We start from the raw sequence: 24140 nt of genomic DNA on the forward strand, positions 1-24140 counted from the left end.
GGTCCCCGCGCGTGCGTGCTCCCCGCCCGGCCGGGGCCGAATCCGTCGCGCGGATCCGCCGGGCCGGCTCAGGGCCGGACCTCGGGGATGCGCCGGGGTCGCGTCCCGGATGCGGGCGGCGCGCCGGGTTCGTACGGTGTGGGCAGGGTGAACGTTCCAGGGAGGTGCGAGATGCCCGACGTGTTGGCGAACGCGCGAGCCGAGGCGCTGTTCGTCTCCAGCGTGCAGTCCTCGGAGTCGCCGGCGGCGGTCGAGGTGCGCAAGGCGGTTGCGGAGTCCTTCGCGCGGCTCGGCAGCCGCGGCTGCGCGGCGTGCGTGGCCGGCGAGTTCGGCGATCACCCCGAGATCGCCGTGGCCCGGATGCGCTGGGCGATCGCGATGGTCAGCACGGTGTACCGGCCCACGCCTCCCCCGGCCGGCCGCCGCCCCCACCGCCCGCGCCCGACGACCACGTGCACCGCGTGACAGCGGCGGCGACACTGACGGGGTGACGATCGACGGCGTGTTGCGGGTCAGGCGGGTCCGCGGGCGGCTCGCCCGCGAGGGTGCGACGTGGTCGGCCGGCAACGGGCTCGAGTTCGAGACCGTCAGCCTGCCCGAGGACGACTGCGACCGGCTCCGGGACCTGCTCGTCGCCGAGCGCGCGGCATCCGTCGTGGAGATCGGGCTCGCCTACGCGAGCTCCGCGCTGGCGATCGGCGAGGCGCTGCTGACCGTCGGCGCGCCGGACGCGCGGCACGTCATCGTCGACCCGTTCCAGGACAGCGTGTGGGCCGGCGCCGGCTGGTCCCTGCTGCGCGACGCGGGGCTGGACGCGATCGCCCGCCTGGTGCCGGCCTGGTCCTCGATCGCCCTGCCGCAGCTGCTCACCGACGGCTTCGTCGCCGACGCGGCCTTCGTCGACGGCAGCCACCGCTTCCACGAGGTCTTCGTCGACGCCTACTTCCTGCGCAAGATCGTCCGGCCCGGCGGGTTGATCGTGTTCGACGACTACTGGGCCCCGTCGGTGCGCACCGCCGCCGCCTACTTCGAGCGCAACCTCGGCTGGACGGCGCTGCCCGATGCCCTCGGCGGGGATCGCTGCCAGGCGTTCCGGCTGCCGCGGGAGGCGTACGAGCCCCCGTTCCGGCAGTTCGAGCCGTTCTAGCCCTTGGGCAGCCGCGCGCTCGCGTCGCCGCGGGTCTTGGCGACCTGCTCGGCGAGGGTCTTCACCGCGGGGCTGGTGCCGTTGGCGAGCTCCGAGGTGGCCAGGTTCCGCAGCTGGTCGAGGTGCTCGCGGAGGGTGGCGACGGCCTGCTGCTCGAACTGCGGACCCGTGCCCGCGCGCAGCCGGGCCAGCAGGTCGGCGTCGACGAGGCCGGGCATCTTGTGGCCCGCGTGCGGGTTGTCCTTGGGCAGGCCGGCCCGGTCGGAGAGGGCCCTCAGGCGCGGGATCTCCTGGTCGTACGTCCCGCGCAGCTCCCCCGCCAGGGCCACCAGGGCCGGGTCGGCGGCCTTGGTGCGGACCAGGTCCAGCACCGGCAGCAGCTGCTCGTCCATCGGGATCATGAGCTCGACCCAGGCGAGGTCGGTGCCCCCGAACTCCGAGGCGGCCGCGGTGACGGCCGGCGGCGGGGCGGTGCCCGGTGCCGGCTCGGCACCGCAGCCCGCGCCGAGCGCGAGCACGGCGAGCAGGCCGGCGAGGTAGATGGGCGCGGTCGGCCGTGGCGGCGGTCGGCGTCGCATGGTGTGGGCGACCTCCTTTGTCGAGGGCGCGGGCGTTCCCGGGCGCCCGGAGCCCGCGGTCAGGGCGTTTTCGGCGCCCGCGCCCGCGGTGGAACGCCTGTCGGCGAACCTGCGGCCGCGGCGTTCCCGGGCGCCCAGAGCCCGCGGTGGAACGCCGCGGCCGCAAGGTCGGCGCGGGTGCGGCGTGGTGCCGCGCCCGGTGGCGGGGACCCCAACCCGGTCACCGCCACGACGGCTGCGCGGATCGCCCGGCACCGGGCCGGACGACGTCTCCCGCCGGCGCGCGCCGAGGTGCCCCGCCCGGGACACGCCGCGGACGCTCGGGCAGCCCCCGCCTGGATGACCGACCCGAACGACCGCGCTCGTGCGCACTCCGCCGGGCGACCCAGTCAGCCCCCGTCAGGCCCGCTGACCCGCTGCACCGGCCGCCCCGGACAGCACGCTCCGCCGGCACCCGATCCGTTGGAGAGCGCTCTCCGTAGCACCCAGTCTCACCGCTTCCCCAGCCGGTGTCAACAGCGGAAAGGCCCTTCGGACCCCGAGCCGGAGCAATCTTGGGAGAGCGCTCTCCCAGCCGCCACGCCAATGCGCAACGCCCGGTTGCGCGGGCACCGCACGCGCGCAGCAGCCCTGCGCGAAGACCCCCCGGAACCGCATATTTGGCCCGTCAGGCGAAAAGTCCGATATGTCGCGGCGCGAAGCGCCCGACATATCGAAACCAGCTCCCCCCCACCGCGGGCGCAGGCCCGCCATCACCGCTCGGCGACGACGGCCCGCGGCGCGACCGGCATGCGCACACACCACGGTCGGTTCCAGCGGACAGTGCGGGCCGGGGTGCCGGCCGCGCATCAGGCGCCGCACCAGCGCCTCGGCGGCGCCGAGGCCGGCCGCCGCCCGGATAGCATGCTGCAGCGTGGAGCATGACGTGCGCGGCGTGGTACGCCGGCACCTGCCCGGCGTCGACGCCGGCCGGGTCGAGCCGCTCGGGCAAGGGCTCGACAACACCGCGTACCTCGTCGGCGGGGCCTGGGTCGTCCGGTTCCCGTCCGACCCGGACGCGCTCGACGTGGCCCGGGAGGCGCGGCTGCTCGCCGAGGTCGCCGACGTGCTGCGCGGGATCGTGGCCGTGCCCGAGCCGGCCTTCGCGGCCGAGGGGGCGCTCGGGTATGCGCTGCTCGGCGGGGTACCGCTCATGCTGCGACCGCCCGCGGACCTCGGCGGGGTCGCGGACACGCTCGGGGCGGCGCTGCGGGCCCTGCACGCGCAGCCGCCGGCTCGCTTCGCGGACCTGGTGCCGCGCGACGCCGACCCGCCGCAGGCGTGGCTGGACGAGGCGCGGGAGCTCGCCGCCGGGCTCGAGCTGCCGGAGGCGGCGGCGTTCCTGGCCCAGGACCCGCCGGCGGCCGCCGAGCGCCTGGTGTTCTCGCACAACGACCTCGGGGCCGAGCACGTGCTCGTGGACCCGGCGACGGGCGCGGTCACGGGGCTGATCGACTGGAGCGACGCCGCGATCTGTGATCCCGCCCGCGACTACGGGCTCCTGCTGCGCGACCTCGGGCCGAGCGCCCCTCCCCCGCCGGCCGGGCTGCGGGAGCGCGCGTTGTTCCACGCGCGCTGCGGGCTCATCGAGGATCTCGCGTACGGCCTGTCGCAGCGCGAGCACCACTACGCCGGCAAGAGCCGCCGGCAGGCCGCGTGGCTGTTCAGGCCGAGCGGCGGACCACCAGCTTCGGGTCGAAGATGACCGACTCGACGCGCAGCCCGGGGTCGTCGATGCGGGCCAGCACCAGGCGGGTCGTCTCGGCGGCCATGTCCTCGAGCGGGTGGCGGACCGTCGTGAGCTGCGGCCGCGCGTCCAGGGCGGCGCTGCTGTCGTCGAAGCCGACCACGGCCACGTCCTCGGGCACCCGGCGGCCGAGGCTGCGCAGGGCCATGAGCGCGCCCTGCGCCATGAGGTCGTTGGCCACGAAGACGCCGTCGACGGTGGGGTACTGCCGCATCAGCTCCAGCAGCGAGGACTCCCCGGACTCGTAGGTGAACCCGCCCTCGACCGTCGGGAACCAGGCGTGGCCGTGGCGGGCGAGGGCCTGGCGGAAGCCGGTCAGGCGGTCCTGCGAGGCGGGCACGTGGGCCGGGCCGGTGATCATGCCGAGCCGGGTGCAGCCGCGGCCGAGGAGGTGCTCGGCGGCCAGGGCGCCGCCGGCGTCGTTGGCGAGGTCGACGTACGAGATCGGCACCGGCTGCGCGGGGCGCCCGACGAGCGCGGCCGCGATGCCCGCCTCGCACAGCTGCTGGGGCAGGGTGTCGTCCGGGTGCAGGCTCAGGACCACGGCGCCGTCGGCCTGGCCCTGGCCGAGGTCGCCGACGAGGCGGGTGCGGGCCTCCTCGTTGCCGACGATCTGCAGGGCCAGCTGGATGCCCTTGGGCCGCAGGACGCTCATCACGCCGCCGACGATGCGGCCGAAGAACGGGTCGGCGAAGAAGCGGCGCATGAACGGGTCGTCGTCGTGCGAGACGGCGTCGGAGACGACCAGGGCGACCGTGCCGCTGCGGCGGGTCACCAGCGACCGGGCGGCCCGGTTGGGCACGTATCCGGTCGCGTCGACGGCCTGCCACACGATCTCGTGCAGCTTCGGGTCGACGTTGCGCACGCCGTTGATGACCCGCGAGACGGTGGCCCGCGACACGCCCGCGGCCTCGGCCACGTCTTCCAGAGTCGGTCGCCTCTTCTCGGTCACGCGCCTTTATAGCACGCCATACGGAAAGCGCTCTCCAGGCAATAGGCCCAGAGAGCGCTTTCAGCTCAAATCATCCGTAACTTACGACCGATATACCCCGAACTCCCACAGCGAGTAGCCGTAGGTCGTCGCCCGGGTCTGGCCGTTGATCCGCACGTACCGGGCGTTGCCGTTGACGTTGACGTCGTCGAACCCGCCGTCGCCGGCCGTGGTCGAGTAGATCGTCGTCCAAGTGGCGTTGTCGTCCGACGTCTGGATCTGGTAGCCCTTCGCGTAGGCGTCCTCCCAGGCCAGGAAAACCTTGTTGAAGGTCTGCTTGGAGCCGAGGTCGACGGTGATCCAGGCGGTGTCGAGCCACTCGCTGGCCCAGCGGGTGCCGTAGTTGCCGTCCACCGCGTAGGAGGGCAGCTGCGGGCCGTTGGTGCCGGTCGGCTGGTAGCTCGACGCCGTCGCCGTCTTGTTCAGGGCGAGGTTCGTGCCCGGGATGCTGGGCGCGACCACCTTGAACGAGCGGGTCTCGATGCCGACGTTGCCCTGGCCGTCGAAGGCGTACACGTAGATCTTCCAGACGCCCAGCTTCTCCGGCGCCGTGACCGTGAACGTGGAACCGTTCTGCGTGAAGTTCACGTTCCGGAAGCCGGTGCCGCCGGTGATGTACTTGTCGCTGGCCATCAGGTTGTAGCGGATCGTGTCGCCGTTGGGGTCGCTCGCCGCCACGTTCACCGTGAACTGCCCGCCCGCCGGCACCGCCGTCTGGTTGGACACCGTCATCGCGGTGATCTGCGGCGCGGTGTTGGCCAGCGGGGTACCGGTGTAGGCCTGCTTCAGCGCCCCGTACCCGAGCCGGCGCCAGCCGCCGGGGTACGTGTTGAGCCAGACGCCGCCGAAGTCGTTCTCGAGGCCGTAGTGGAACTCGGTCACGCCGAGGGCCACGCCCGGGTGCGACTTGATGGCGTTCCAGCTGGCCGTGTAGCCGTCGCGCTTCTGCAGGTCGGTCGGCTCGTTCGGCACCCCGTTGACGTCGTTGGGCACCTCCCACTCGCCGGACGGCCCGCCCTCGGTGACGATGTACGGCTTGGTGTACCCGCCGTTGATCCAGTCCTGCTTGACGTTGCCGATCGCCCCGTAGGAGTTCACGGCCAGCAGGTCCAGGTGCGGCGAGTTGGCCTTGTAGTACGGCCAGGCGCCGGTGTACGCGTCGGTCGAGGTGACCGGGTGGTTCGGGTCGGCCGCGTGGATGGCCACGGCGAGCTCGTCGACGAACTTGGCGTACGCCACCCGCCGCGCCTCGACGTCGGCCGCGGACAGCCCGTGGTCCTGCATCGTGAGGATGACCTCGTTGCCGACGTCCCACATGAGCACGCCCGGGTTGTTCTTCAGCGCGTTGACCCGGTTGACGATCTCGGTCTTGGTGTTGTTCTTGTACGTGGTGTCGTTGACGTAGTCGGCGCCCTGGTTCAGCCAGTGCCCGACGACGACCTTGAGGCCCTGCTGCGCGGCCCGGTTGAGCAGCTCCGGGGTCTGCGCGTCGTCCACGCCCCAGGTGCGGATCGTGTTGACGCCCAGGTTCTTCAGGTCGCGCATGTAGCCGTCGGCGGCGCCCTGCGGCGGGCCGTAGGTGAGGCCCTTGACCTCCCACGGCTGCCCGTTGACCTGCAGCTGCCAGTTGCCCTGGCTGCCGGTCACCTTGACCACGCTCGGGCCGGCCGGCGTCGCCGGGTCGGTCATCGCGGCCGGAGCCGTGCCCGTCGCCTTCGACACCGTCACCGAGTCGACGGAGAGGATGCCGCCGGAGGTGGTGTTCGGCGTCGGGGTGGTGAAGCCGGCGATCGCGTTGGGCAGCGAGCCGCCGATGGACAGGTCGAAGCGCAGGTAGAACCCGTGGTGCACGGCGTTGTTCCACGCCGTCACGCCGACCTGGCTCTCCCGCACGACCCAGGACTGCTTGCCGTCGAGGTAGAAGCGGATCTCCTCGTCGGTTTTCGTGCGGTCGATGACCTGGGTGTACTCGTGGTAGCCGGTCTGGCAGCCGACGCAGGAGGCCAGGCCCGAGGAGCGGCCGTTGTACTCGCCGCAGACGCCGTCCGGCGCGGTGCCGCAGTGCAGGGTCTGCGAGAGCTGGCTGCGGCCGTTGACGTCGGTCATGATGTCGGTCTCGCCGACGCCCGGCCAGTTGTTGTAGTTGCCCCGGTAGGCCGCGCCGGTCGCGCGGAAGCCGGGCCAGTAGCCGGCGGCGTTGGACACGTCGGGCTGCTTGACCAGCGCGGTGAACTTCACCTGCTCGCCCGGGGCGGCCTGGAAGTCGGTGCGCTGGGTCTCCAGGCGGCCGGAGGTCCAGTTGCCGGCGCCGTCGCGGATCGCCTTGATGTTGAGCTTGCCGGCGCCGTCGAGGTACACGTTGGCCGTGCTGTTGCTGGCCGTCTCGACCTCACCGGTGCCCCAGTTGGCGGCCCCGCCCGGGAACTGCGTGCCGGTGCGCATGAGCCAGTTCGCCGCGGACGGCGACGTGTTCGCCGCGCCGTCGAACGTGTCCTGCCAGACCGTGGTCCAGCCGGGCTCCTGGGTCGGCGGGGTCGACGGGGACGTCGAGGGGGTCGGCGACGTGGTGGTGGTGCCGCCGCCGGCGAACACCTTGAACTCCCACAGCGAGTAGCCGTAGCCGCCGGGGCGGGCGGTGCCGTACATGCGGATGTAGCGCCCGGAACCGCTCACCGGGATGGTCTGCGTGCCGCCGGTGCCGGTGCTGGTGGAGTAGATGTCCGTCCAGGCCGTGCCGTTGGCCGAGGTCTGCAGCTGGAAGGTCTTGCCGTAGGCGGCCTCCCACTGCAGGACCACCTGGCAGATCGACTGGGTCGAGCCGAGGTCGATCTGGATCCACTGCGGGTCGCTGAACTGGCTGCTCCAGCGGGTGCCGGCGTCGCCGTCGACCGCGTACTGCGGGCCGTTGCCCGCGCCCTCCGAGGACGAGGCCGTGGCCGTCCTGCCCTGCGCCACGTTGGTCGTCGTGTTGCAGGCGCCGCCGGTCGGGTTCGTGGTGCCGCCGATGGTGCCGTAGACCTGGAACTCGTACAGCGAGTACCCGTAGCCGGAGCCGCGGACCGTGCCGTACATGCGCACGTAGCGTCCGGTGCCGGTGACGTCGAGCGTCTGCTGGCCGCCGGTGCCGGTGGTGGTGCTGTAGATGTTCGTCCAGTTCTGGTCGTCGGCCGAGGTCTGGATCTGGAAGGCCTTGCCGTAGGCGCCCTCCCAGCTCAGCTTGACCTGGCTGATCGTCGCGGTCGCACCGAGGTCGATGCGGATCCACTGCGGGTCGCTCCACTGGCTGCTCCAGCGGGTGCCCGCGTTGCCGTCGTTGACGTAGCTGGCGGCGACATCGGCGGCCTGCTCCGAGGAGGCCGTGACGGGCTTGCCTTGCGAGATCAGGCCGTCGGCGGCGCGCGCGAACGGCGCGACCACGACGGCGACGGCGGCGACGACGGCGAGCACCAGGGCGATGCGCCATCGCGAGGTCAGGAGTTTCCGCCAGGCGGGGGCGGACGTGTGCGCCGGATGCACGAGGGGGCTCCTTGCGGGGTGTGTGGAGAGCGCCGCGGCGGTTTGGAGAGCGCTCTCCGATTGCTCGCAGTGTTGTCCGGCCGTTTCCGTCGTGTCAAGGGTTCGCGGCTATTCGCGGCAATCGGGAGCACCCCCGGACCTTGACACTCGCCCACAAAGGGTCGCAGTCTGGTCACACAGTTTGGAGAGCGCTCTCCAACCACTCCCTACGAGGCACGGGGTGATACGTGTGAGCACGACGGCAGTCCAGGCCACGCAGGACGCGCTGACCTTCCCCTCGACGTTCTGGTGGGGCGCCGCGACGGCCGCGTACCAGATCGAGGGCTCCGTGGACGCCGACGGCCGCACCCCGTCGATCTGGGACACGTTCGCGGCCCAGCCGGGCCGGATCGACGGTGGCGACACGGGCGCCACCTCGACCGGGCACTTCCTGCGCTACCGCGAGGACGTCAAGCTCATGGCCGAGCTCGGGCTGTCCGCGTACCGGTTCTCCATCGCCTGGCCCCGCGTCCGCCCGGCCGGCGGCGGCGTCAACGGTGCCGTCAACGAGGCGGGCCTCGACTTCTACGACCGGCTCGTCGACGAGCTGCTGGCCGCGGGCGTGCGCCCGGTCGCCACCCTCTACCACTGGGACCTGCCCCAGGAGCTCGAGGACCGCGGCGGCTGGACGGCCCGCGACACCGCGCTGCGCTTCGGCGACTACGCGGCCGCGGTCGGCGCCCGCCTCGGCGACCGGGTGGCCATGTGGAACACCCTCAACGAGCCCTGGTGCTCGGCCTTCCTCGGCTACGGCACCGGCGGGCACGCCCCCGGCCGCCGCGGCCACGTCGGCGCGCTGACCGCGACCCACCACCTGCTGCTGGCGCACGGGCTGGGCGTCGCGGCCCTGCGCGCGGCCGGCGTGACGGGCCAGGTCTCGGTGGCGCTCAACGCCGGGGCCGTGCGCCCGCTGACCGCGAGCCCGGCCGACGCCGACGCCGCCCGGCGCATCGACGGGCTGCTGAACCGGATCTTCTTCGACCCGATCCTGCGGGGGTCGTACCCGTCCGACACCATCGAGGACACCCGCGACCTGACCGACTGGCACTTCGTCCAGCCGGGCGACCTCGCGACGATCTCGGCCCCGGTCGACGCGATCTGCGTCAACTACTACCAGCCGGACCTGGTGAGCGCGGCCCCCGACGGCGAGCTGGACCACAACACGCCCTACCCGACGGCGCAGGCCGTCCGGTTCCACCCGACGCCGGGCCCGGTGACGCACATGGGCTGGTCGGTGGACCCGACGGGCCTGCGGGACCTGCTGCTGCGCATCAACCGCGACTACGGCGACCGCCCGATCTACGTGACCGAGAACGGCGCCGCGTACGACGACCGCCCCGGCCCCGACGGCGGCGTCGACGACCCGGAGCGCATCGCCTACCTGCGCGGCCACCTGGCGGCCGTGCACGAGGCGATCGCGGCGGGGGTGGACCTGCGCGGCTACTTCGTGTGGTCGCTGCTGGACAACTTCGAGTGGGCGTTCGGCTTCAGCCGCCGCTTCGGGCTGATCCGCGTGGACTACGCGACGCTGGAGCGCACGATCAAGGCGAGCGGCCGCTGGTACGCCGAGGCCATCGCGCGCAACGCCATCTGAGCCGGCCCCTGCCCCCTCGACGGCGGCCGGCCCACGCCCAGCCAGCGCCCGGCCGCCGTCGGGGCCCAGCGCTCGTCAGCGCTCGTCAGCGCTCATCAGCGCTCGTCAGCGCTCATCAGCGCTCGTCAGCGCTCATCCAGGACGCGGCGCATCTTGCCGGCCGAGCGCTCCACGGTGCCGGGCTCGGCCACCGCCACGCGGATCGTCACGCCGATCGAGCCCTTCGCCGCCCGCTCCAGCTCCCGCGCGTCCGCCTCGGCCGCCTGCGGGGCCGAGCCCGGGCGGCGCTCGGCGCGCACGGTGAGCACGTCGAGGCGGTCGGCGCGGGACAGTACACACTGGAAATGCGGCGCCAGGGACGGCCGGCGCAGCAGGAGCTCCTCGATCTGGGTCGGGAACACGTTCACGCCGCGCACGATCATCATGTCGTCGCTGCGGCCGGCGATCCGCTCCATGCGGCGCATCGTGCGCGCGGTGCCGGGCAGCAGGCGGGTGAGGTCGCGCGTGCGGTACCGGATCACGGGCATCGCCTCCTTGGTCAGCGACGTGAGCACCAGCTCGCCGTAGGAGCCGTCGGGCAGCACCGCGCCGGTGACGGGGTCGACGATCTCCGGGTAGAAGTGGTCCTCCCAGATCGTGAGGCCGTCCTTGGTCTCGGCGCACTCGTTGGCGACGCCGGGGCCCATCACCTCCGACAGCCCGTAGACGTCGACGGCGTGCATCTCCAGGCGCCGCTCCAGCTCCGCGCGCATGTCCTCGGTCCAGGGCTCGGCGCCGAGGATCCCCACCTGCAGCGAGGTGTCCCGCGGGTCGAGGCCCTGGCGCTCCATCTCGTCGACGATCGCCAGCAGGTACGACGGCGTCACCATGATGACGTCGGGCCGGAAGTCCCGGATCAGGGTCACCTGCCGCTCGGTCATGCCGCCGGAGACGGGCACGACCGTGCAGCCGAGGCGCTCGGCGCCGTAGTGGGCGCCCAGGCCGCCGGTGAACAGCCCGTAGCCGTAGGCCACGTGCACCAGGTCGCCGGGGCGCCCGCCCGCGGCCCGGATCGAGCGGGCCATGAGCCCGGCCCAGGTGTCCACGTCGGCCTTCGTGTAGCCCACGACCGTGGCCTGGCCCGTCGTGCCCGACGAGGCGTGGATGCGGGCCACCCGCTCGCGCGGGACCGCGAACATGCCGAACGGATAGTTCGCGCGCAGGTCGGCCTTCGCCGTCATCGGCAATCGCGCCAGGTCCGCGAGGTCGCGCAGATCCGACGGGTGCACTCCGGCCGCCTCGAACGCGGCCGTGTAGTGCGGCACGTGCTCGTACGCGTGCCGCACGGTCTGCTGGAGGCGGGCGAGCTGCAGGGCGGCCAGCTCGTCGCGGGAGGCGGTCTCGATCGGCTCCAGGATGCCGGGGGCGGGGGTGACGTCACGCACAGGACCATCCTGCACCCGCAGCTCAGCGCGTGCGTGCTCCCGATCACGCCCGCGCGCCGCCCGGCGGCCCTTCTGAATCGATACAGTAAAGCCATGAGTACCGCGATGGAGACCACCACCCGCCGGGTTCGCACCGCGATCGCCGGCCGCATGCAGGCCCGCCGCGCCCGGCGCAGCCTGGAGCGCGAGATCGCCGCCTACCGGACCCCGGCCGAGCGCCTCGAGCTGGACCTGATCCTGGGCCGGCACACCGAGGAGGAGATCGCCGAGATCGACGCCATCCTCCGCAACACCTAACCGAGCGCGCCGGCCGCCGCGTCCACCGTCGCGGCGATGATGAAGACCTGGTCGAGCCCGGTGATGCGGAAGATGCGCCCGACCCGCTCGTCGGCGCACACGACGGCGAACCCGCCGCCGGCCTCGCGCGCCCGGTTGTACGCGCCGATCAGCACGCCCAGCGACACCGAGTCCATGAAGGTGACCGCGGCCAGGTCGACCACGAGCGAGGGCCGCGCGTCGAGCGCGGCGGCGATCGCGTCGCGCAGCTCGGGCGCGTTGGCGACGTCGAGCTCGCCCTCGGCACGCACGACCCCGTGCCCACCCACCGTGTCGATCGTGAACGCCACGGCGTAGACGGTAGCGGCTCGCGCACCGCTCACCGCCCCGGGGTCCGGCCCGGTCACGGCGCGCTCCCGCGATGCGACACGGCCGAGGCCGCAACGCCTTCCACATCAGCGTGCGGCGCGCGGTCCGGCCGAAGCGCATGACTCGGGTCCGCGGTGGTGCGGACCGTCGCTCCCGCCAGGCACCGCTCGGCGCTGCGCGCCGTCGCTGCCAGGCCCGCCGCTGGTCACCCCATTCTTCTCGCAGTCCCCCGCGCTCGGGCATGTAAAGCATCCTTGACACGATGTCGGGTTCGCTTTACCTTCGTGATGTCAAAGATATTGGACACACGAAGCGAGGGGCCATGTCTCACCAGGAGAAACGCGCCTGGATCTACGCCGTTGTCGCCGTCGTCGTCTACGCCGGATACGTGATCGCGCTCCTGCTGCGGATGCCCGCCGCGGGCCTCACCGCCGCGCACTACGTCACGCCCCTGCTGGTCGCGGTCGGCGCGTCGGTGGTGCTCAACATCGCCGCCGTGACGGTCGCCGCCGGCGCCGCGCCGAAGGACGCGCAGGCCCTCGACGAGCGGGACCGCGCGATCGGCCGGCTCGGCGAGTACGTCGGCTTCTACGTCATGAGCATCGCCGCCCTCGTCCCGCTGGTGCTGGCGTTGCGCGAGGCCCCGTACTTCTGGATCGCCAACTCCCTGTACCTGGCGTTCGTGCTCGCGGCCCTGGCGTCGGCGGCCGTGAAGATCGTCGCGTACCGGCGGGGGATGTAGGGGTGGGCAAGCCGACCCGCGTCACGAACTCGATCCGCGCGCTGCGCTTCGCCCACGGCGAGATGACCCAGGCGGAGCTGGCCGAGCGCATCGGGGTCACGCGGCAGACCGTCAACGCCATCGAGCAGGGCAAGTACTCCCCCACGCTCGAAGCGGCCTTCCAGATCGCGCGGGCGTTCGGCGTCCCGCTCGAGGCAGTGTTCCACTACCCGCAGGAGGAGTCATGAGGGCGGTCGTGCGGCGGCGCTACGGCGACCCGCTCGAGATCCGCGAGACCCCCGCGCCGGCGGCCGGGCCCCGCGAAGTGCTCGTCGAGGTCCGCGCGGCCGGCGTCGATCAGGGCGTGTGGCACCTGGCGACCGGGCTGCCCTACGCCGTGCGGGCCGCCGGCTTCGGCCTGCGCCGCCCCCGCCGGCCGATCCTGGGCCTCGACCTCGCGGGCGTGGTCGCCGCCGTCGGGCCGGAGGTGACCGGGCTGCGCGTCGGCGACGAGGTGTTCGGCACCGGCGACGGCACCTTCGCGGAGCTGGCCGTCTCCACCGAGCGGCGCCTGGCCCGCAAGCCGGAGCGGATCTCCTTCGCGCAGGCGGCGACGGTCGCCGGGTCCGGGGTCGCCGCGCTGCAGGGCCTGCGCGACGCGGGGCGCCTGCGCTCGGGTCAGCGCGTGCTGATCCTGGGCGCGGGCGGCGGGGTGGGGTCGTTCGCGGTACAGATCGCGCGCATCCTCGGCGCCGAGGTCACCGGGGTGTGCTCGGCCGCGAAGGCGGACCTGGTGCGCTCCCTCGGCGCGGCGCACGTCGTCGACTACGCGACCGGCGAGCCCACCGGCCGCTGGGATCTCGTCCTCGACACCGGCGGCGGCCGGACCCTGCGCGCGCTGCGGCACCTGCTGACCCCGGCGGGCACCCTGGTGATCGTCGGCGGCGAACGGGGCGGCCGGTGGCTGCAGGGCAGCGACCGGCAGCTGCGCGCGGGCCTGCTCAACGGCTTCACCCGCCAGCACCTGACCGGCCTGCTGTCGAAGGCCACCGCCCCGCTGCTGGAGACGCTCGCCGCCTGGATGGCCTCCGGCGCCCTGACACCGGTCGTCGACCGCACCTTCCCCCTCGCCGAGGCCGCCTCGGCGCTGGACTACCTGCGGGCCGGGCACCCGCGCGGCAAGGTCGCCCTCACGCTCTGAGCCGCGGCGTGCACCCCCCACCCGATCACGCTGCGAGCCACGGCGTGCGCTCGCACCCACGCACGCTGCGAGCCCGGGGCGTGCCACGCCCACCCGCTCACGCTCTGAGCCGCGGCGTGCCGCCCCCGCCCGCCCGCGCGAAGGCGACGAGACCGTCCACGTCGATCCCGTGCGGCGCCCGGCCCGCATACGCCGCGATCCGCAGCGCCGCCCGGTCCAGCAGCCGGGCGGCGCCGTCGGCGTTGCCGCGCCGGGCGTGCGTGAGCCCGACGGCCAGCTGGGCGAGCCCGCGCCACAGCTCGCGCTCCGCCTGCGGGGCGGACTTCCAGGCGGCCTCCAGGACCTCGTGGGCGTGGAACGGCCGCCCCTCGTCCAGCAGGTCCTGCGCCCGCGCGAGCGCCTCCCCGGGCGTGACCTCGAGATCGTCGGGCATCGTCGGCACGCCCGCCGCCCCGCGGGGCAGCGGCCGGCCGAGCTCGTCCCGCGGCCGCTGGTTGCGCGCCCGGCCCTCGACGTCTCGATCCCGCTCCATGCCTCCCAGCGTATTTCACGGTTTTCCGTGACGGTGGTTCCGCTCGATGTCGGGCATGATGGACCGCGTGACGCAATGGGAATATGCGCGACTGGAGTACCGTGCGGCCGGCACGCTGGGCACGGACAAGTTCGAGGACTGGGACGCCGTCTTCCACCACCCGGGCGGCGTGCAACGGTGGGGCACCGACGAGCGCTTCAACGACCTGCGCCACCTCAACCGCGCCGGCGCCGACGGCTGGCAGGCCTACGACCGCGCCGCGATGATCATCGGTCAGCCGCACCGCCTGCACGCGGTGACCTACTCCCTGCGCCGCCCCATAGAGCGCTGACCCGGCGCGCTGACGCTCGCTCCTGCCAAGGCGGGTCACCGCCTCCTGCCACGCCCGGCGGGGCTGTCGCGGAAAGACTTCCACGCATTCGGCGACGCGAGGAGGGCACGGTGCGACGATCGACGATCCCGCGCCGCGCGACCGGCCCCCTCCTGGACGACGGCTCCCCCGTCCACGCAATGGCGCGTGCGGGGGGATGCCGGCCGGGATCATGCGTGACAGCCGGATCGAGTCGGAATACGGACAGTCACGCGCATCGGCACCCGGGAGCCGGTACGCCTAGCCCGTACCCATCCGGATTCCGGGGAGGCTCCACCATGACCACACCCGCGCAGCCCGAACCCGAGCCCCCGCCGCAGCCCCAGGCGCCCGCGCACGACCCGATGCCGGGGCAGCCCGCGGTCGCGGCGCCGGCCAGCAGCGGCAAGCGCCGGCAGGTCACGATCCTGCTCTCGCTGGTCGTCCTGCTCGGCGCGCTGCTCGGCGCCGCCTGGTACTTCAACCGCGACGCGGCCATGAACGCGAACGTCGGCGACTGCCTGCACAACCCGGGCGACGACAAGCTCAAGATCGTGAAGTGCGACGGCGGTGACGCGGACTTCGTCGTGCTCGGCAAGGTCTCCGGCAAGGCGCAGAGCGAGGCGACCAGCCCGTTCACGTCCGTCTGCGATCAGTGGCCGGACAGCACCAACACGTTCTGGCAGGGCGAGCAGGGCAAGAAGGGCGACGTCCTCTGCCTCAAGTCGACGAAGCCATGACCCGGCGGTGGGCCGGGGCGACCCCCGGCCCACCGTCCGTCAGGCCCGCCCCGCGTCAGTAGCCGGGGAAGACGGCGCGCAGGTCGTCCAGGCTGATGGGGCCGGTGACGGTGACCGACGACGGCGTGTAGGCGGGCTTGAGCCGGCCCGAGGCCAGCCGCAGCCAGGCCTCCAGCGTCAGCGACAGCGTGCCGTCCGGCGTGGCCGGGGCGGCCCCCAGGGCGACCGGGTCGGCCAGGTGCAGGCCGAGGGTCTCGCCGGTGTCGGTGAGCTGGACGAGCAGGTCCGCGGTGCGCCCGTCGAGGTTGGCCGGCTTCGCGATCCAGCCGAACAGGCCCTCGACGCGGTCGCTGATGAGCGCGGCCGCCTCGGGCGCGAGCTGTGCGGCCGGGTCGAGGCCCGCGCGCACGTCCCAGTCGTGGTAGCCGAACTCGGTCAGCCGCAGCAGCGCCGAGGTGGCCACGTCGACCGGCTCCGGCATCCAGCCGACGTCGATCTTGTGCGACTCGCGCTGCTCGGGCGTGAGCGCCTCGTAGGCCTCGACCAGGCGCTGGTTCGCGACCGGGAACGCGGCCTGGCGCTCCTGCGGGGTCATGGCGTCCCAGCGCGCCCAGACACCCTTGTTGAACTCGAACTCGGGGGCGGGACGGCCCTCGAGCGAGGCCCGCACGGCCTCCAGGTTGATCTCGGCGCCGCTGCCCAGGTGGCTCACGACCTGCGACACATCCCACTCGTCGGCCGCCGACGGGCCGGTCAGCTGCTCCGCCGACAGGCCCGCGACCAGCGCGGAGAGGTCGTCGTGGCCCTTGCGAAGGGCGGCGATCGCCTGATCTGCCCGACTACTCATCAAACCCCCAAAAAGATCCGGAACCCGAGATACTTGAAGCATAAACAAGCCCTGGAATATTGCGTCACCCGCAACATCAGGTAGCGTCGCCTGATGAACACGGGGGCCGAACTGGGTGAACAGCAGCGCACCACACGGTTAAGGCCCCGAGCATGGACCGAGTTGCTGCTGGTCCTGGGGTTGTTCCTCGCCTACAAGGTCGGCCGCCTCGCCGTCGACGGCCGCGTCGGAGCCGCCTACAGCGACGCCGACCTGGTCTGGCAGCTCGAACGCGTGCTGCGCCTGCCGGACGAGGCCGCCGTCCAGCACCTGCTGCTCAGCGCGGATGCCCTGGTCCGGGCGGCCAACGTGTTCTACGCCGTCGTGCACTTCCCCGCCACGATCGCGTTTCTGATCTACGTGTACTGGTTCCGCCCCGCACACTACCTTCGCTTCCGCCGCATCCTGGCGTGGCTCACCGCGGCCGGGCTCGTCATCCACTTCGCCTTCCCGCTCGCCCCGCCGCGGATGCTCGGCGACCTCGGGCTCGTCGACACCGCCGCCCTGTACGGCCCCAGCGTCTACGGCCCGCCCCAGACCGACACGCTCAGCAACCAGTACGCGGCGATGCCGAGCCTGCACGTCGGCTGGGCCCTGGTCGTCGCCGCCGGGCTCATCCACGCCACCGCCTCGAAGTGGCGCTGGCTCTGGCTCGCCCACCCGGTCCTCACGATGCTCGTCGTCGCCGGCACCGCCAACCACTACTGGATCGACGGCATCATCGCCGCGATCCTCGTCGGCATCCTCCTCATGGCCACCAGCCGCCAGGAGCACGCCTCCCCGCGCGTACCGGTCCAGGTCGGCCCCGCCCAGGCCGAACAGCGGGAACGCGTCCAAGGCACAAAGCTGACATCACAACAATGATCCGTACGGTATAGAAGATCGTGTGGATTGGAACCTGCGCACCTGCGCGCGCCGCGGGCACATCACCTACGCCCCGACCGAGGATTCGTTCCGGGAGAAGCTGCACGCCACCACCCCGGTCGGCCCGGCCTGGCGGTGCCTGCGCTGCGGGGACTTCGTCATCGGCGAGCCGCACCAGCGCGGGCCGGCCGAGCGCGCCCCCATCGTGCTGCGCGGGCGGGCCCTGCGCGACGCGCTGATCCTGCGCCTGCTCTCCCTGGAGCGGTTCATCAAGGGCCTGCTCTGCCTCGCCGCCGCCTACGGCGTGTTCCGCTTCCGCAGCCACCGCGACGGCGTCGAGCGGGCCTTCAACGAGGACCTGCCGCTGCTCAAGCCGTTCATGGACAAGATCGGCTGGAAGTTCGAGGACTCCGCGATGATCCACACCATCCGGACCGTCATCGAGGCCGAGGCCAAGACCCTCCTGTGGGTCGCGGCCGGGCTCGCCCTCTACGGCACGCTCCAGCTCGTCGAGGGCGTCGGCCTGTGGATGCTCAAGCGCTGGGGCGAGTACTTCGCCGTCGTCGCCACCTCCCTCGGCCTGCCCATCGAGATCTACGAGCTCACCGAGAAGATCACGTTCACCCGCATCGGGGCGCTCGTGATCAACATCGTCGCGGTGCTGTACATCCTGCTGTCCAAGCGCCTCTTCGGGCTGCGCGGCGGGAAGGCGGCGCACGAGGCCGAGCGGCACGAGACCAGCTTCCTCGAGGTCGAGCTCGCCGCGAACGAGCCCACGCTGCCCAAGGGCCTGCGCATCCCCAAGGCACCCGTAGGCGTCCGGTAGGCGAACAAACTGCCACTGGCGGGACACGCGCACGAGTCGTATAGTTGAGAGCGAGACCGGCATCTTCCCCCGTGGATGCCGGTCTTCTTCATTCCCGGCCCAGACGCCTGCGGCATGACCCCGACATGGCCACGTGCTCGGCGCACGCCGGCCCGGCGGCCGCGCGAGGACCGAGGCATCGCACATACCGGCGTCCTGCGCGACAGGCCGACGCCCACCTACGAGACGTTCTTGCGGATCGTGCGGATCGCGTTGAGGTTGTGCTCGCGGGCGCACGACTCCAGCACGGCCGGGTCGTCCTCGCCCCGCTCCAGCCGGTCCAGGAGCGAGTCGTGCTCCTCGACCGCCGTCGTGAGCCGCAGCGCCGGATACAGCGTCACCAGCACCCGCGACGCGTCGATGCGGTCCCAGATGCCGTCCAGGGACTCGATGACGTACCGGTTGCCGCAGCAGCGGTACAGCGCCCGATGGAACCGGCGGTGCAGCGCCATCACCTGCCCGTGATCGATCGGCCCGGCCGCGGCCGCCTCGCGCAGCCGCCCGTTCAACGCGCGCGCCTCGGCCAGGTCCTCCGGCGACACCCGCGCCGCCGCCGCCGCGAACGCGAACCCGTCCAGCAGCGCCAGCATCTCGACGAGCTGCTCCCACTCGTCGTCCTGCAGCGTCGCCACCCGCGCGCCCACGTTGCGCTCGAACGCCACCAGGCCCTCCGCCTCCAGCCGGCGGATCGCCTCGCGCACCGGCACCGGCGAGACGTCGAGCTCCCGCGCCAGGGCGCTGAGCACCAGCCGCCGGCCCGGGCCGAGCCGGCCGTCGATGATGCGCTCACGGATCTCGCGGTACGCGAGCTCGTGCTTGGACGGCTCCGGGTGCACCACGCGCCACTTCCCACTCTTGACAGGGCCGAACGGGGCATCGATCATATACGATAATCGTATACGATCACCTGGGCCGTCGGCGGTCCGGCCGGAGCAACGGGGGCGGCCGGACCGCCGACGGCACTCGATCCAGGGTCACGCGTCGGTCATCGTAAGGCCCAGCTCCCGGGCGGACACCTCGCGCATCTCCTCAAGATCGTCGAGGCGTTCCCGATGACCGTCACGGGCAAGGTCCGCAAGGTGTTACCGCGGGATCTTGTAGTGCGCGAGCCGCCCCGCGCAGTAGGCCCGCACGGCCCCGGCGGTCAGCGGCCCGGCCCCCTCGCGCAGGCGCACCCAGGCCATCAGCTCCTCGCCGAGCCGCTCGTCCGGCACCCCGATCACCTGCACGTCGACGATGTCCGGATGACCGTAGAGGAACTCCTCGACCTCGCGCGGGTACACGTTCTCGCCCCCGCGGATCACGAGGTCCTTGATGCGCCCGACGATGTTGACGTAGCCCTCGTCGTCCATCGTCGCCAGGTCGCCGGTGTGCATCCACCTTCACCTCGAGGTGCGGCCCGACCCGCCCCGACGGTCGACACGCGCCGCTCCAGGTCGTCGTCGCGGGCCGTCTGGGTCGACACCGGGGAGGTCTCGGTCATGCCGTAGCAGATCGTCACCCCGGCCATGCCCATGTCGGCGACGACCCGCTGCATCACGTGCACCGGGCACGGCGAGCCGGCCATGACGCCGGTGCGCAGCGTCGAGAGGTCGTAGGCGGCGAAGCCGGGCAGCGCCAGCTCCGCGATGAACATCGTCGGCACGCCGTAGAGCACCGTGCAGCGCTCCTGCTGCACCGCGGCCAGGGTCTGCGCCGGGTCGAAGGCCCGCGCCGGGATGACCATGCAGCTGCCGTGGGTGGTCGCGCCGAGGTTGCCCATCACCATGCCGAAGCAGTGGTAGAACGGCACCGGCAGGCAGACCCGGTCGGCCTGCGTCCAGCCCTGCGTCTCGGCCACGAAGTAGCCGTTGTTCAGGATGTTGTGGTGCGACAGGGTGGCGCCCTTCGGGAAGCCCGTCGTGCCCGAGGTGTACTGGATGTTGATCGGGTCGTCGAAGGTCAGCGATGCCTCCCGCTCGCGCAGCGCGGACTCGGGGGCCTGCTGCCGGGCGAGCGCGGCCCAGTCGCCGGAGCCGATGAAGATCACGTCGGCGAGGCCGGGGCGGACCTCGGTGACCATCGCGCGGTAGTCCGAGGTGTTCAGGCGCTCGGCCGAGACGAGCAGGCCCACGCCGGACTGCTCGAGCACGTAGGCCAGCTCGTGGGTGCGGTACGCCGGGTTGATGTTCACCAGGATCGCGCCGATCTTGGCGGTGGCGTACTGCAGGATCGTCCACTCGGGACAGTTGGGCGCCCGGATGCCGACCCGCTCGCCCTTGCCGATCCCCCGCGCGAGCAGCCCCCGCGCCACCGCCTCCACCTCGGCGAGGAACTCGCGATAGGTCCAGCGCCGGCCGGTGGGGACGTCGACGAGGGCATCGGCGCCGGGCACGCGGGCGGCGGTCCGGTCGAGATTGGCGCCGATGGTCTCGCCCAGCATCGGCCCGTCGGCGGCCCCGACGGAGTACGACAACCGTGTCATGCGCCGACGATGCCACCACCCTGCGGAAAAAGCACCGGGCCGGCCCCGGCGGCGGGCGATCCCGGCCTCGCCTCGCCCCGGCACGATCGACCGGACAGGGCCTAAGCTGGGCAGGATGGGCGACACGGAGCTCAGCCGCGACCTGGCGGCGGTGGACTGGGCCGCGACTCCGCTCGGGCCGCCCGAGTCGTGGCCGGCGAGCCTGCGCTCGGCGCTGCGCATCATGCTCGGGTCGCGCTTCGCGATGTGGATGGCGTGGGGCCCGCAGCTCACCTTCCTGTGCAACGACGCCTACGGGCGCGCCACGCTCGGCAAGCGGTACCCGTGGGCCCTCGGGCGGCCGGCGCGCGAGGTGTGGGCCGAGGTCTGGGACGCGGCCGGCCCCCGCATCCGGACGGTGCTGGAGACCGGCCGGGCCACCTGGGACGAGGGGCTGCGGCTGCTGCTCGGGCGCAGCGGCTTCACCGAGGAGACCTACCACACCTTCTCCTACGGCCCGCTCACCGACGACGACGGGGCCGTCGCCGGGATCCTGTGCGTGGTCATCGAGACCACCGAGCGGGTCGTCGCCGAGCGGCGCCTGGCCACCCTGCGCGACCTCGGGGCCGGGCTCGACGCGGCGGCGGACGAGGCGCAGCTGCTCGCGGCCGTCGAGCGCGGCCTGTCCGGGCGCCCCGACGACCTGCCCTTCACGCTGCTGTACCTCCACGACGGCGACCACCCCGTGCTCGCCGCGAAGACCGGCGTCCCCGGCGGCCACCCCTGCACCGACCCCGCGACGTGGCCGAGGGTGGACGCGGCACCGGTGACCGCCGGCGGGCTCGACGGGCTGCCGTGCGGCGCGTGGGACGAGCCGCCGTCCCAGGCGCGGATCGTGCCGCTGTCCCGGCCCGGTGGCGGGCGGCCACTGGGCTCGCTGGTCGTGGGCCTCAACCGGTACCGGCCGTTCGACGCCGCCTACGCGGACTTCGTCGACCGCCTCGCCGGGACGATCGCGGCCCGCCTGGGCACCGCCCGCGCGTTCGCGTCCGAGCACGGCCGCGCCGAGGCCCTCGCCGAGCTCGACCGGGCCAAGACGGCGTTCTTCACCAACGTCAGCCACGAGTTCCGCACGCCGCTGACCCTGCTGCTGGGCCCGGCCGAGGACGCCCTCGCCGACCAGGCCGAGCCGCTGCCGCCGGGCCAGCGGGGCCGGGTCGAGGTGGTGCGGCGCAACGCCGAGCGGCTGCTGAAGCTCGTCAACACGCTGCTGGACTTCTCGCAGCTGGAGTCCGGGCGGCTCGAGCCGCACCGGGAGGCGCTGGACCTGGCCCGGCTCACCGCGGAGCTGGCCGGCATGTTCGCGCCCGCCGCCGAGCGGGCCGGGCTGCGCCTGGAGGTCGACTGCCCGCCGCTGCCGCGGACCGTCTTCGCCGACCGCGACATGTGGGCCAAGATCGTGCTCAACCTGCTGTCGAACGCGGTGAAGTACACCTTCACCGGCGGCGTGACGGTCCGGCTCGCCCCGGACGGGGACGAGCACGTGCGGCTGGCCGTCACCGACACCGGCGTCGGCATCGACCCCGCCCACCAGGCCCGGCTCTTCGAGCGCTTCCACCGGGTGCCGGAGGCCCGGGCCCGCACGCACGAGGGCTCCGGGATCGGCCTCGCGCTGGTCGCCGAGCTGGCCGCGCTGCACGGCGGGGCGGCCGGCGTGCGCAGCCGGCCCGGGGAGGGCTCGACCTTCACCGTCCGCATCCCCGTCGGGTCCGGCCCGGCGCTGCCGTCGCAGATCTCGCCGGTGCCGGCGGTGCACGGCTACGTCGCGGACGTCGAACGATGGGTCGGCGCCCCCGCGAGCGCCCCGCCGGCGAGCCCCGACCCGGCCGCGCCCCGCGTGCTCGTGGTCGACGACGACGCGGACCTGCGCGACTACGTCCGCCGCATCCTCGGCGCCGACTACCAGGTGCTGGAGGCGGCCGACGGGGTGCGGGCGCTGCAGCTCGTGCGCGCCGACCCGCCCGACCTCCTGGTCACCGACGTGATGATGCCCGGCCTCGACGGGTTCGGGCTCATCACGGCCGTGCGCGCGAACGGCCCCGGGCACCTGCCGGTGATCGTGCTCTCGGCCCGGGCCGGGGACGAGGCCACCGTCGAGGGCCTCGACGCCGGCGCCGACGACTACCTCGTCAAGCCGTTCAGCCCGCGGGAGCTGCGGGCGCGGGTGCGGGCCAGCCTGGAGTTCGACCGCATCCGGCGCACCCGCGACGAGCTGCAGCGCAACCGGGAGCTGCTGGACCAGGCCCAGCGCCTGGCCGCCGTCGGCTCGTGGGAGCTCGACCTGAGCACCGGCGACATCCGCGGCTCCGAGGAGTTCCTGCGCCAGTTCGCGGTCACCCCCGAGCAGCTGCTCGACGAGCACGGCCGGCAGCTCATCAACGGCCGGGTGCACCCCGACGACCGCGCGCGGGTCGACGAGGCGATCGACGCCGCCGTCGAGGGCGCGCCGCTGGACTACGAGTCGCGGGTGCAGATGGGCGACGGCACCGAGCGCATCTTCCGCACCCGCGGTGAGCTCGAGCGCGACGCCGCGGGCAAGCCCGTCCGGCTGCGCGGCTCCAACCAGGACATCACCGAGCAGCGCAACGCCGAGCGGGCCGTCGCCGCCGCGGCCGCCGCGCAGGAGGCCGCGGCCCGGGAGCACCGCATCGCCGACCAGCTCCAGCGCAGCCTCCTGCCGCCGGTGACCCTCGCCCCCGAGCACCTGGAGCTCGCGGCCTACTACCGCCCGGGCGTCGCCGGGACGCAGGTCGGCGGGGACTGGTACGACGTCATCGAGCTCGGCGCCGACCGGACCGCCCTGGTGATGGGCGACGTGATGGGCCGGGGCGTGCCCGCCGCCGCCGTCATGGGCCAGCTGCGCGCCGCGGTGCGCGCCTACGCCCGGCTCGACCTGCCGCCGGCCGACGTGCTGGAGTACCTCGACGGGGTCGTGCGGGACCTGCGCGAGGACCAGATCGTCACCTGTGTCTACGCCGTCTACGACCCGGGCGAGCGCAGCCTGACCTACGCCAACGCCGGCCACCTGCCCCCGCTGCTGCTGCTGCCCGGGGCGGCGCCGCGCCCGCTGACCTCGTCCGGCCCGCCGCTCGGCACCGGCCCGCTGACCCTCGCCGAGGAGCGCCTGGAGCTGCCGGTCGGGGCGCTGCTCACGCTCTACACCGACGGCCTGGTCGAGCACCGCGACCGCGACCTCGACGCGGGCATCTTCGCCCTGGCCGCGCTCGTCGGCGACCTCGACGGCCCGCTCGCCGACGCCCCCGACCGGCTCGTGAGCAAGCTGCTGCCGGACGGCCCCGACGACGACATCACGCTGCTCATGACCCGCATCGTCGGCGAGCCGGGCGAGGAGCAGTCGGTGATCCGGCACATCCCGGCCCACGAGCGCGCGGTCCGCGACGCCCGGCGCCTGGTCGACTCGACGCTGCGCCGGTGGGACGCGCCGCCGCGGGTCGTCGACGACCTGGTCCTGGTCGTGAGCGAGCTGGCCGCGAACGCGGTCCTGCACGGCCGCCCGCCGATCCAGCTCCGGCTGCGCCGCACGCAGACGCACGTGGTGCTGGAGCTGCACGACACGGCGCCGTACCTGCCGCGCAAGCAGCGCCCCACCCCGGACGACGAGCACGGCCGCGGCCTGCAGCTGGTGGCGTCGCTGTGCGACCGCTGGGGCACCCGGCCGACGGCCGAGGGCAAGGCCGTGTGGTGCATGCGCTCGATCTAGGACGCCCGCCGCCCCGGGACACCCGCCGGCGCGGGGCC

General features: G+C 73.3%; 23 protein-coding genes. 13 read left to right on the forward strand and 10 right to left on the reverse strand.

All coding sequences use genetic code 11. The features are described 5' to 3' along the window. Positions 1-171 precede the first annotated feature (171 nt). Positions 172-465, forward strand: coding sequence for a hypothetical protein (locus tag ACQP1P_RS29590; RefSeq protein ID WP_433075641.1), 294 nt, complete (start codon positions 172-174; stop codon positions 463-465). Positions 466-487: 22 nt separating this feature from the next. Then, positions 488-1147 carry a class I SAM-dependent methyltransferase gene (locus tag ACQP1P_RS29595; protein ID WP_433075643.1) on the forward strand — a complete coding sequence of 220 codons (660 nt, stop codon included), beginning with the start codon at positions 488-490 and terminating at the stop codon, positions 1145-1147. Here the strand turns inward: ACQP1P_RS29595 and ACQP1P_RS29600 are convergent. Continuing rightward, positions 1144-1725: a DUF305 domain-containing protein gene (locus ACQP1P_RS29600; RefSeq protein WP_433075645.1), complete on the reverse strand. Its 582-nt coding sequence runs from the start codon at positions 1723-1725 to the stop codon at positions 1144-1146. The two genes, ACQP1P_RS29595 and ACQP1P_RS29600, sit on opposite strands and share 4 nt — an antisense overlap. Before the next feature lie 913 nt (positions 1726-2638). Between ACQP1P_RS29600 and ACQP1P_RS29605 the strand changes: the two genes are divergently transcribed. After that, entirely contained in the window at positions 2639-3469 is an 831-nt protein-coding gene (locus tag ACQP1P_RS29605; RefSeq protein ID WP_433075647.1) for a phosphotransferase family protein, read from the forward strand. Here ACQP1P_RS29605 and ACQP1P_RS29610 read toward each other — a convergent pair. Continuing rightward, the gene (locus tag ACQP1P_RS29610) at positions 3429-4430 is read right to left on the reverse strand and encodes a LacI family DNA-binding transcriptional regulator (RefSeq protein ID WP_433075649.1); all 1002 of its coding nucleotides are present in this window, start codon (positions 4428-4430) and stop codon (positions 3429-3431) included. The two genes, ACQP1P_RS29605 and ACQP1P_RS29610, sit on opposite strands and share 41 nt — an antisense overlap. Positions 4431-4544: 114 nt before the next feature. After that, a complete protein-coding gene (locus ACQP1P_RS29615) occupies positions 4545-8018 on the reverse strand; it encodes a galactose-binding domain-containing protein (RefSeq protein WP_433075651.1) in 3474 nt (1157 codons plus the stop codon). 229 nt (positions 8019-8247) lie between these two features. On the opposite strand from ACQP1P_RS29615, the gene ACQP1P_RS29620 reads away from it, so the two are divergent. Continuing rightward, a complete protein-coding gene (locus ACQP1P_RS29620) occupies positions 8248-9651 on the forward strand; it encodes a GH1 family beta-glucosidase (RefSeq protein ID WP_433075653.1) in 1404 nt (467 codons plus the stop codon). 125 nt (positions 9652-9776) lie between these two features. On the opposite strand, the gene paaK is transcribed toward ACQP1P_RS29620, so the two are convergent. Further along, positions 9777-11075 (reverse strand): phenylacetate--CoA ligase PaaK, encoded by a 1299-nt coding sequence (gene paaK / locus ACQP1P_RS29625; RefSeq protein ID WP_433075654.1) that lies wholly within the window; start codon positions 11073-11075, stop codon positions 9777-9779. Between the two features lie 93 nt (positions 11076-11168). Between paaK and ACQP1P_RS29630 the strand changes: the two genes are divergently transcribed. Then, positions 11169-11372 carry a hypothetical protein gene (locus tag ACQP1P_RS29630; protein WP_433075656.1) on the forward strand — a complete coding sequence of 68 codons (204 nt, stop codon included), beginning with the start codon at positions 11169-11171 and terminating at the stop codon, positions 11370-11372. On the opposite strand, the gene ACQP1P_RS29635 is transcribed toward ACQP1P_RS29630, so the two are convergent. After that, positions 11369-11701 carry an STAS domain-containing protein gene (locus ACQP1P_RS29635; protein ID WP_433075658.1) on the reverse strand — a complete coding sequence of 111 codons (333 nt, stop codon included), beginning with the start codon at positions 11699-11701 and terminating at the stop codon, positions 11369-11371. The two genes, ACQP1P_RS29630 and ACQP1P_RS29635, sit on opposite strands and share 4 nt — an antisense overlap. 341 nt (positions 11702-12042) lie before the next feature. Here ACQP1P_RS29635 and ACQP1P_RS29640 point away from each other — a divergent pair, with 341 nt between their 5' ends. From ACQP1P_RS29640 to ACQP1P_RS29650, 3 genes are read left to right on the forward strand one after another with little or no spacing between them, the layout of a single operon-like run. After that, positions 12043-12462 carry a hypothetical protein gene (locus ACQP1P_RS29640; protein WP_433075660.1) on the forward strand — a complete coding sequence of 140 codons (420 nt, stop codon included), beginning with the start codon at positions 12043-12045 and terminating at the stop codon, positions 12460-12462. A 2-nt stretch (positions 12463-12464) separates the two neighbouring features. After that, positions 12465-12689, forward strand: a complete 225-nt coding sequence (locus ACQP1P_RS29645) for a helix-turn-helix transcriptional regulator (protein ID WP_433075662.1) — start codon at positions 12465-12467, stop codon at positions 12687-12689. Further along, positions 12686-13642: an NAD(P)-dependent alcohol dehydrogenase gene (locus ACQP1P_RS29650; protein ID WP_433075664.1), complete on the forward strand. Its 957-nt coding sequence runs from the start codon at positions 12686-12688 to the stop codon at positions 13640-13642. Before ACQP1P_RS29645 ends, ACQP1P_RS29650 begins: the two co-directional genes overlap by 4 nt. Positions 13643-13739: 97 nt before the next feature. On the opposite strand, the gene ACQP1P_RS29655 is transcribed toward ACQP1P_RS29650, so the two are convergent. Further along, complete coding sequence (locus ACQP1P_RS29655; RefSeq protein ID WP_433075666.1) at positions 13740-14174, reverse strand: DUF309 domain-containing protein; 435 nt, start codon at positions 14172-14174, stop codon at positions 13740-13742. 67 nt (positions 14175-14241) lie between these two features. On the opposite strand from ACQP1P_RS29655, the gene ACQP1P_RS29660 reads away from it, so the two are divergent. Both ACQP1P_RS29660 and ACQP1P_RS29665 read left to right on the forward strand, forming a co-directional pair. Continuing rightward, complete coding sequence (locus tag ACQP1P_RS29660; protein WP_350610815.1) at positions 14242-14505, forward strand: hypothetical protein; 264 nt, start codon at positions 14242-14244, stop codon at positions 14503-14505. 317 nt (positions 14506-14822) lie between these two features. After that, positions 14823-15263, forward strand: coding sequence for an LppU/SCO3897 family protein (locus tag ACQP1P_RS29665; protein ID WP_433075668.1), 441 nt, complete (start codon positions 14823-14825; stop codon positions 15261-15263). Between the two features lie 55 nt (positions 15264-15318). On the opposite strand, the gene ACQP1P_RS29670 is transcribed toward ACQP1P_RS29665, so the two are convergent. Continuing rightward, entirely contained in the window at positions 15319-16110 is a 792-nt protein-coding gene (locus tag ACQP1P_RS29670; protein ID WP_433075670.1) for a maleylpyruvate isomerase family mycothiol-dependent enzyme, read from the reverse strand. A 162-nt stretch (positions 16111-16272) separates the two neighbouring features. Between ACQP1P_RS29670 and ACQP1P_RS29675 the strand changes: the two genes are divergently transcribed. Then, on the forward strand, positions 16273-17013 hold the full coding sequence (locus ACQP1P_RS29675) for a phosphatase PAP2 family protein (RefSeq protein WP_433075672.1): 741 nt from the start codon (positions 16273-16275) through the stop codon (positions 17011-17013). Between the two features lie 22 nt (positions 17014-17035). Then, positions 17036-17839, forward strand: a complete 804-nt coding sequence (locus tag ACQP1P_RS29680; RefSeq protein ID WP_433075674.1) for a DUF2127 domain-containing protein — start codon at positions 17036-17038, stop codon at positions 17837-17839. Between the two features lie 218 nt (positions 17840-18057). Here ACQP1P_RS29680 and ACQP1P_RS29685 read toward each other — a convergent pair whose 3' ends face one another. The 3 genes from ACQP1P_RS29685 to ACQP1P_RS29695 all read right to left on the reverse strand — a co-directional run bounded on the left by ACQP1P_RS29685 (position 18058) and on the right by ACQP1P_RS29695 (position 20342). Continuing rightward, the gene (locus ACQP1P_RS29685; protein WP_433075676.1) at positions 18058-18762 is read right to left on the reverse strand and encodes a GntR family transcriptional regulator; all 705 of its coding nucleotides are present in this window, start codon (positions 18760-18762) and stop codon (positions 18058-18060) included. Positions 18763-18960: 198 nt separating this feature from the next. Next, the gene (locus tag ACQP1P_RS29690) at positions 18961-19254 is read right to left on the reverse strand and encodes an AMP-binding enzyme (RefSeq protein ID WP_433075678.1); all 294 of its coding nucleotides are present in this window, start codon (positions 19252-19254) and stop codon (positions 18961-18963) included. After that, a complete protein-coding gene (locus ACQP1P_RS29695; RefSeq protein ID WP_433075679.1) occupies positions 19179-20342 on the reverse strand; it encodes an AMP-binding protein in 1164 nt (387 codons plus the stop codon). Before ACQP1P_RS29695 ends, ACQP1P_RS29690 begins: the two co-directional genes overlap by 76 nt. A gap of 115 nt (positions 20343-20457) precedes the next feature. Between ACQP1P_RS29695 and ACQP1P_RS29700 the strand changes: the two genes are divergently transcribed. Continuing rightward, positions 20458-24102, forward strand: a complete 3645-nt coding sequence (locus ACQP1P_RS29700) for a SpoIIE family protein phosphatase (RefSeq protein WP_433075681.1) — start codon at positions 20458-20460, stop codon at positions 24100-24102. Positions 24103-24140: the final 38 nt, after the last annotated feature.

It is taken from the genome of Dactylosporangium sp. CA-052675, assembly GCF_050947935.1.
In the GTDB taxonomy this organism is placed as follows: Bacteria; Actinomycetota; Actinomycetes; order Mycobacteriales; family Micromonosporaceae; genus Dactylosporangium.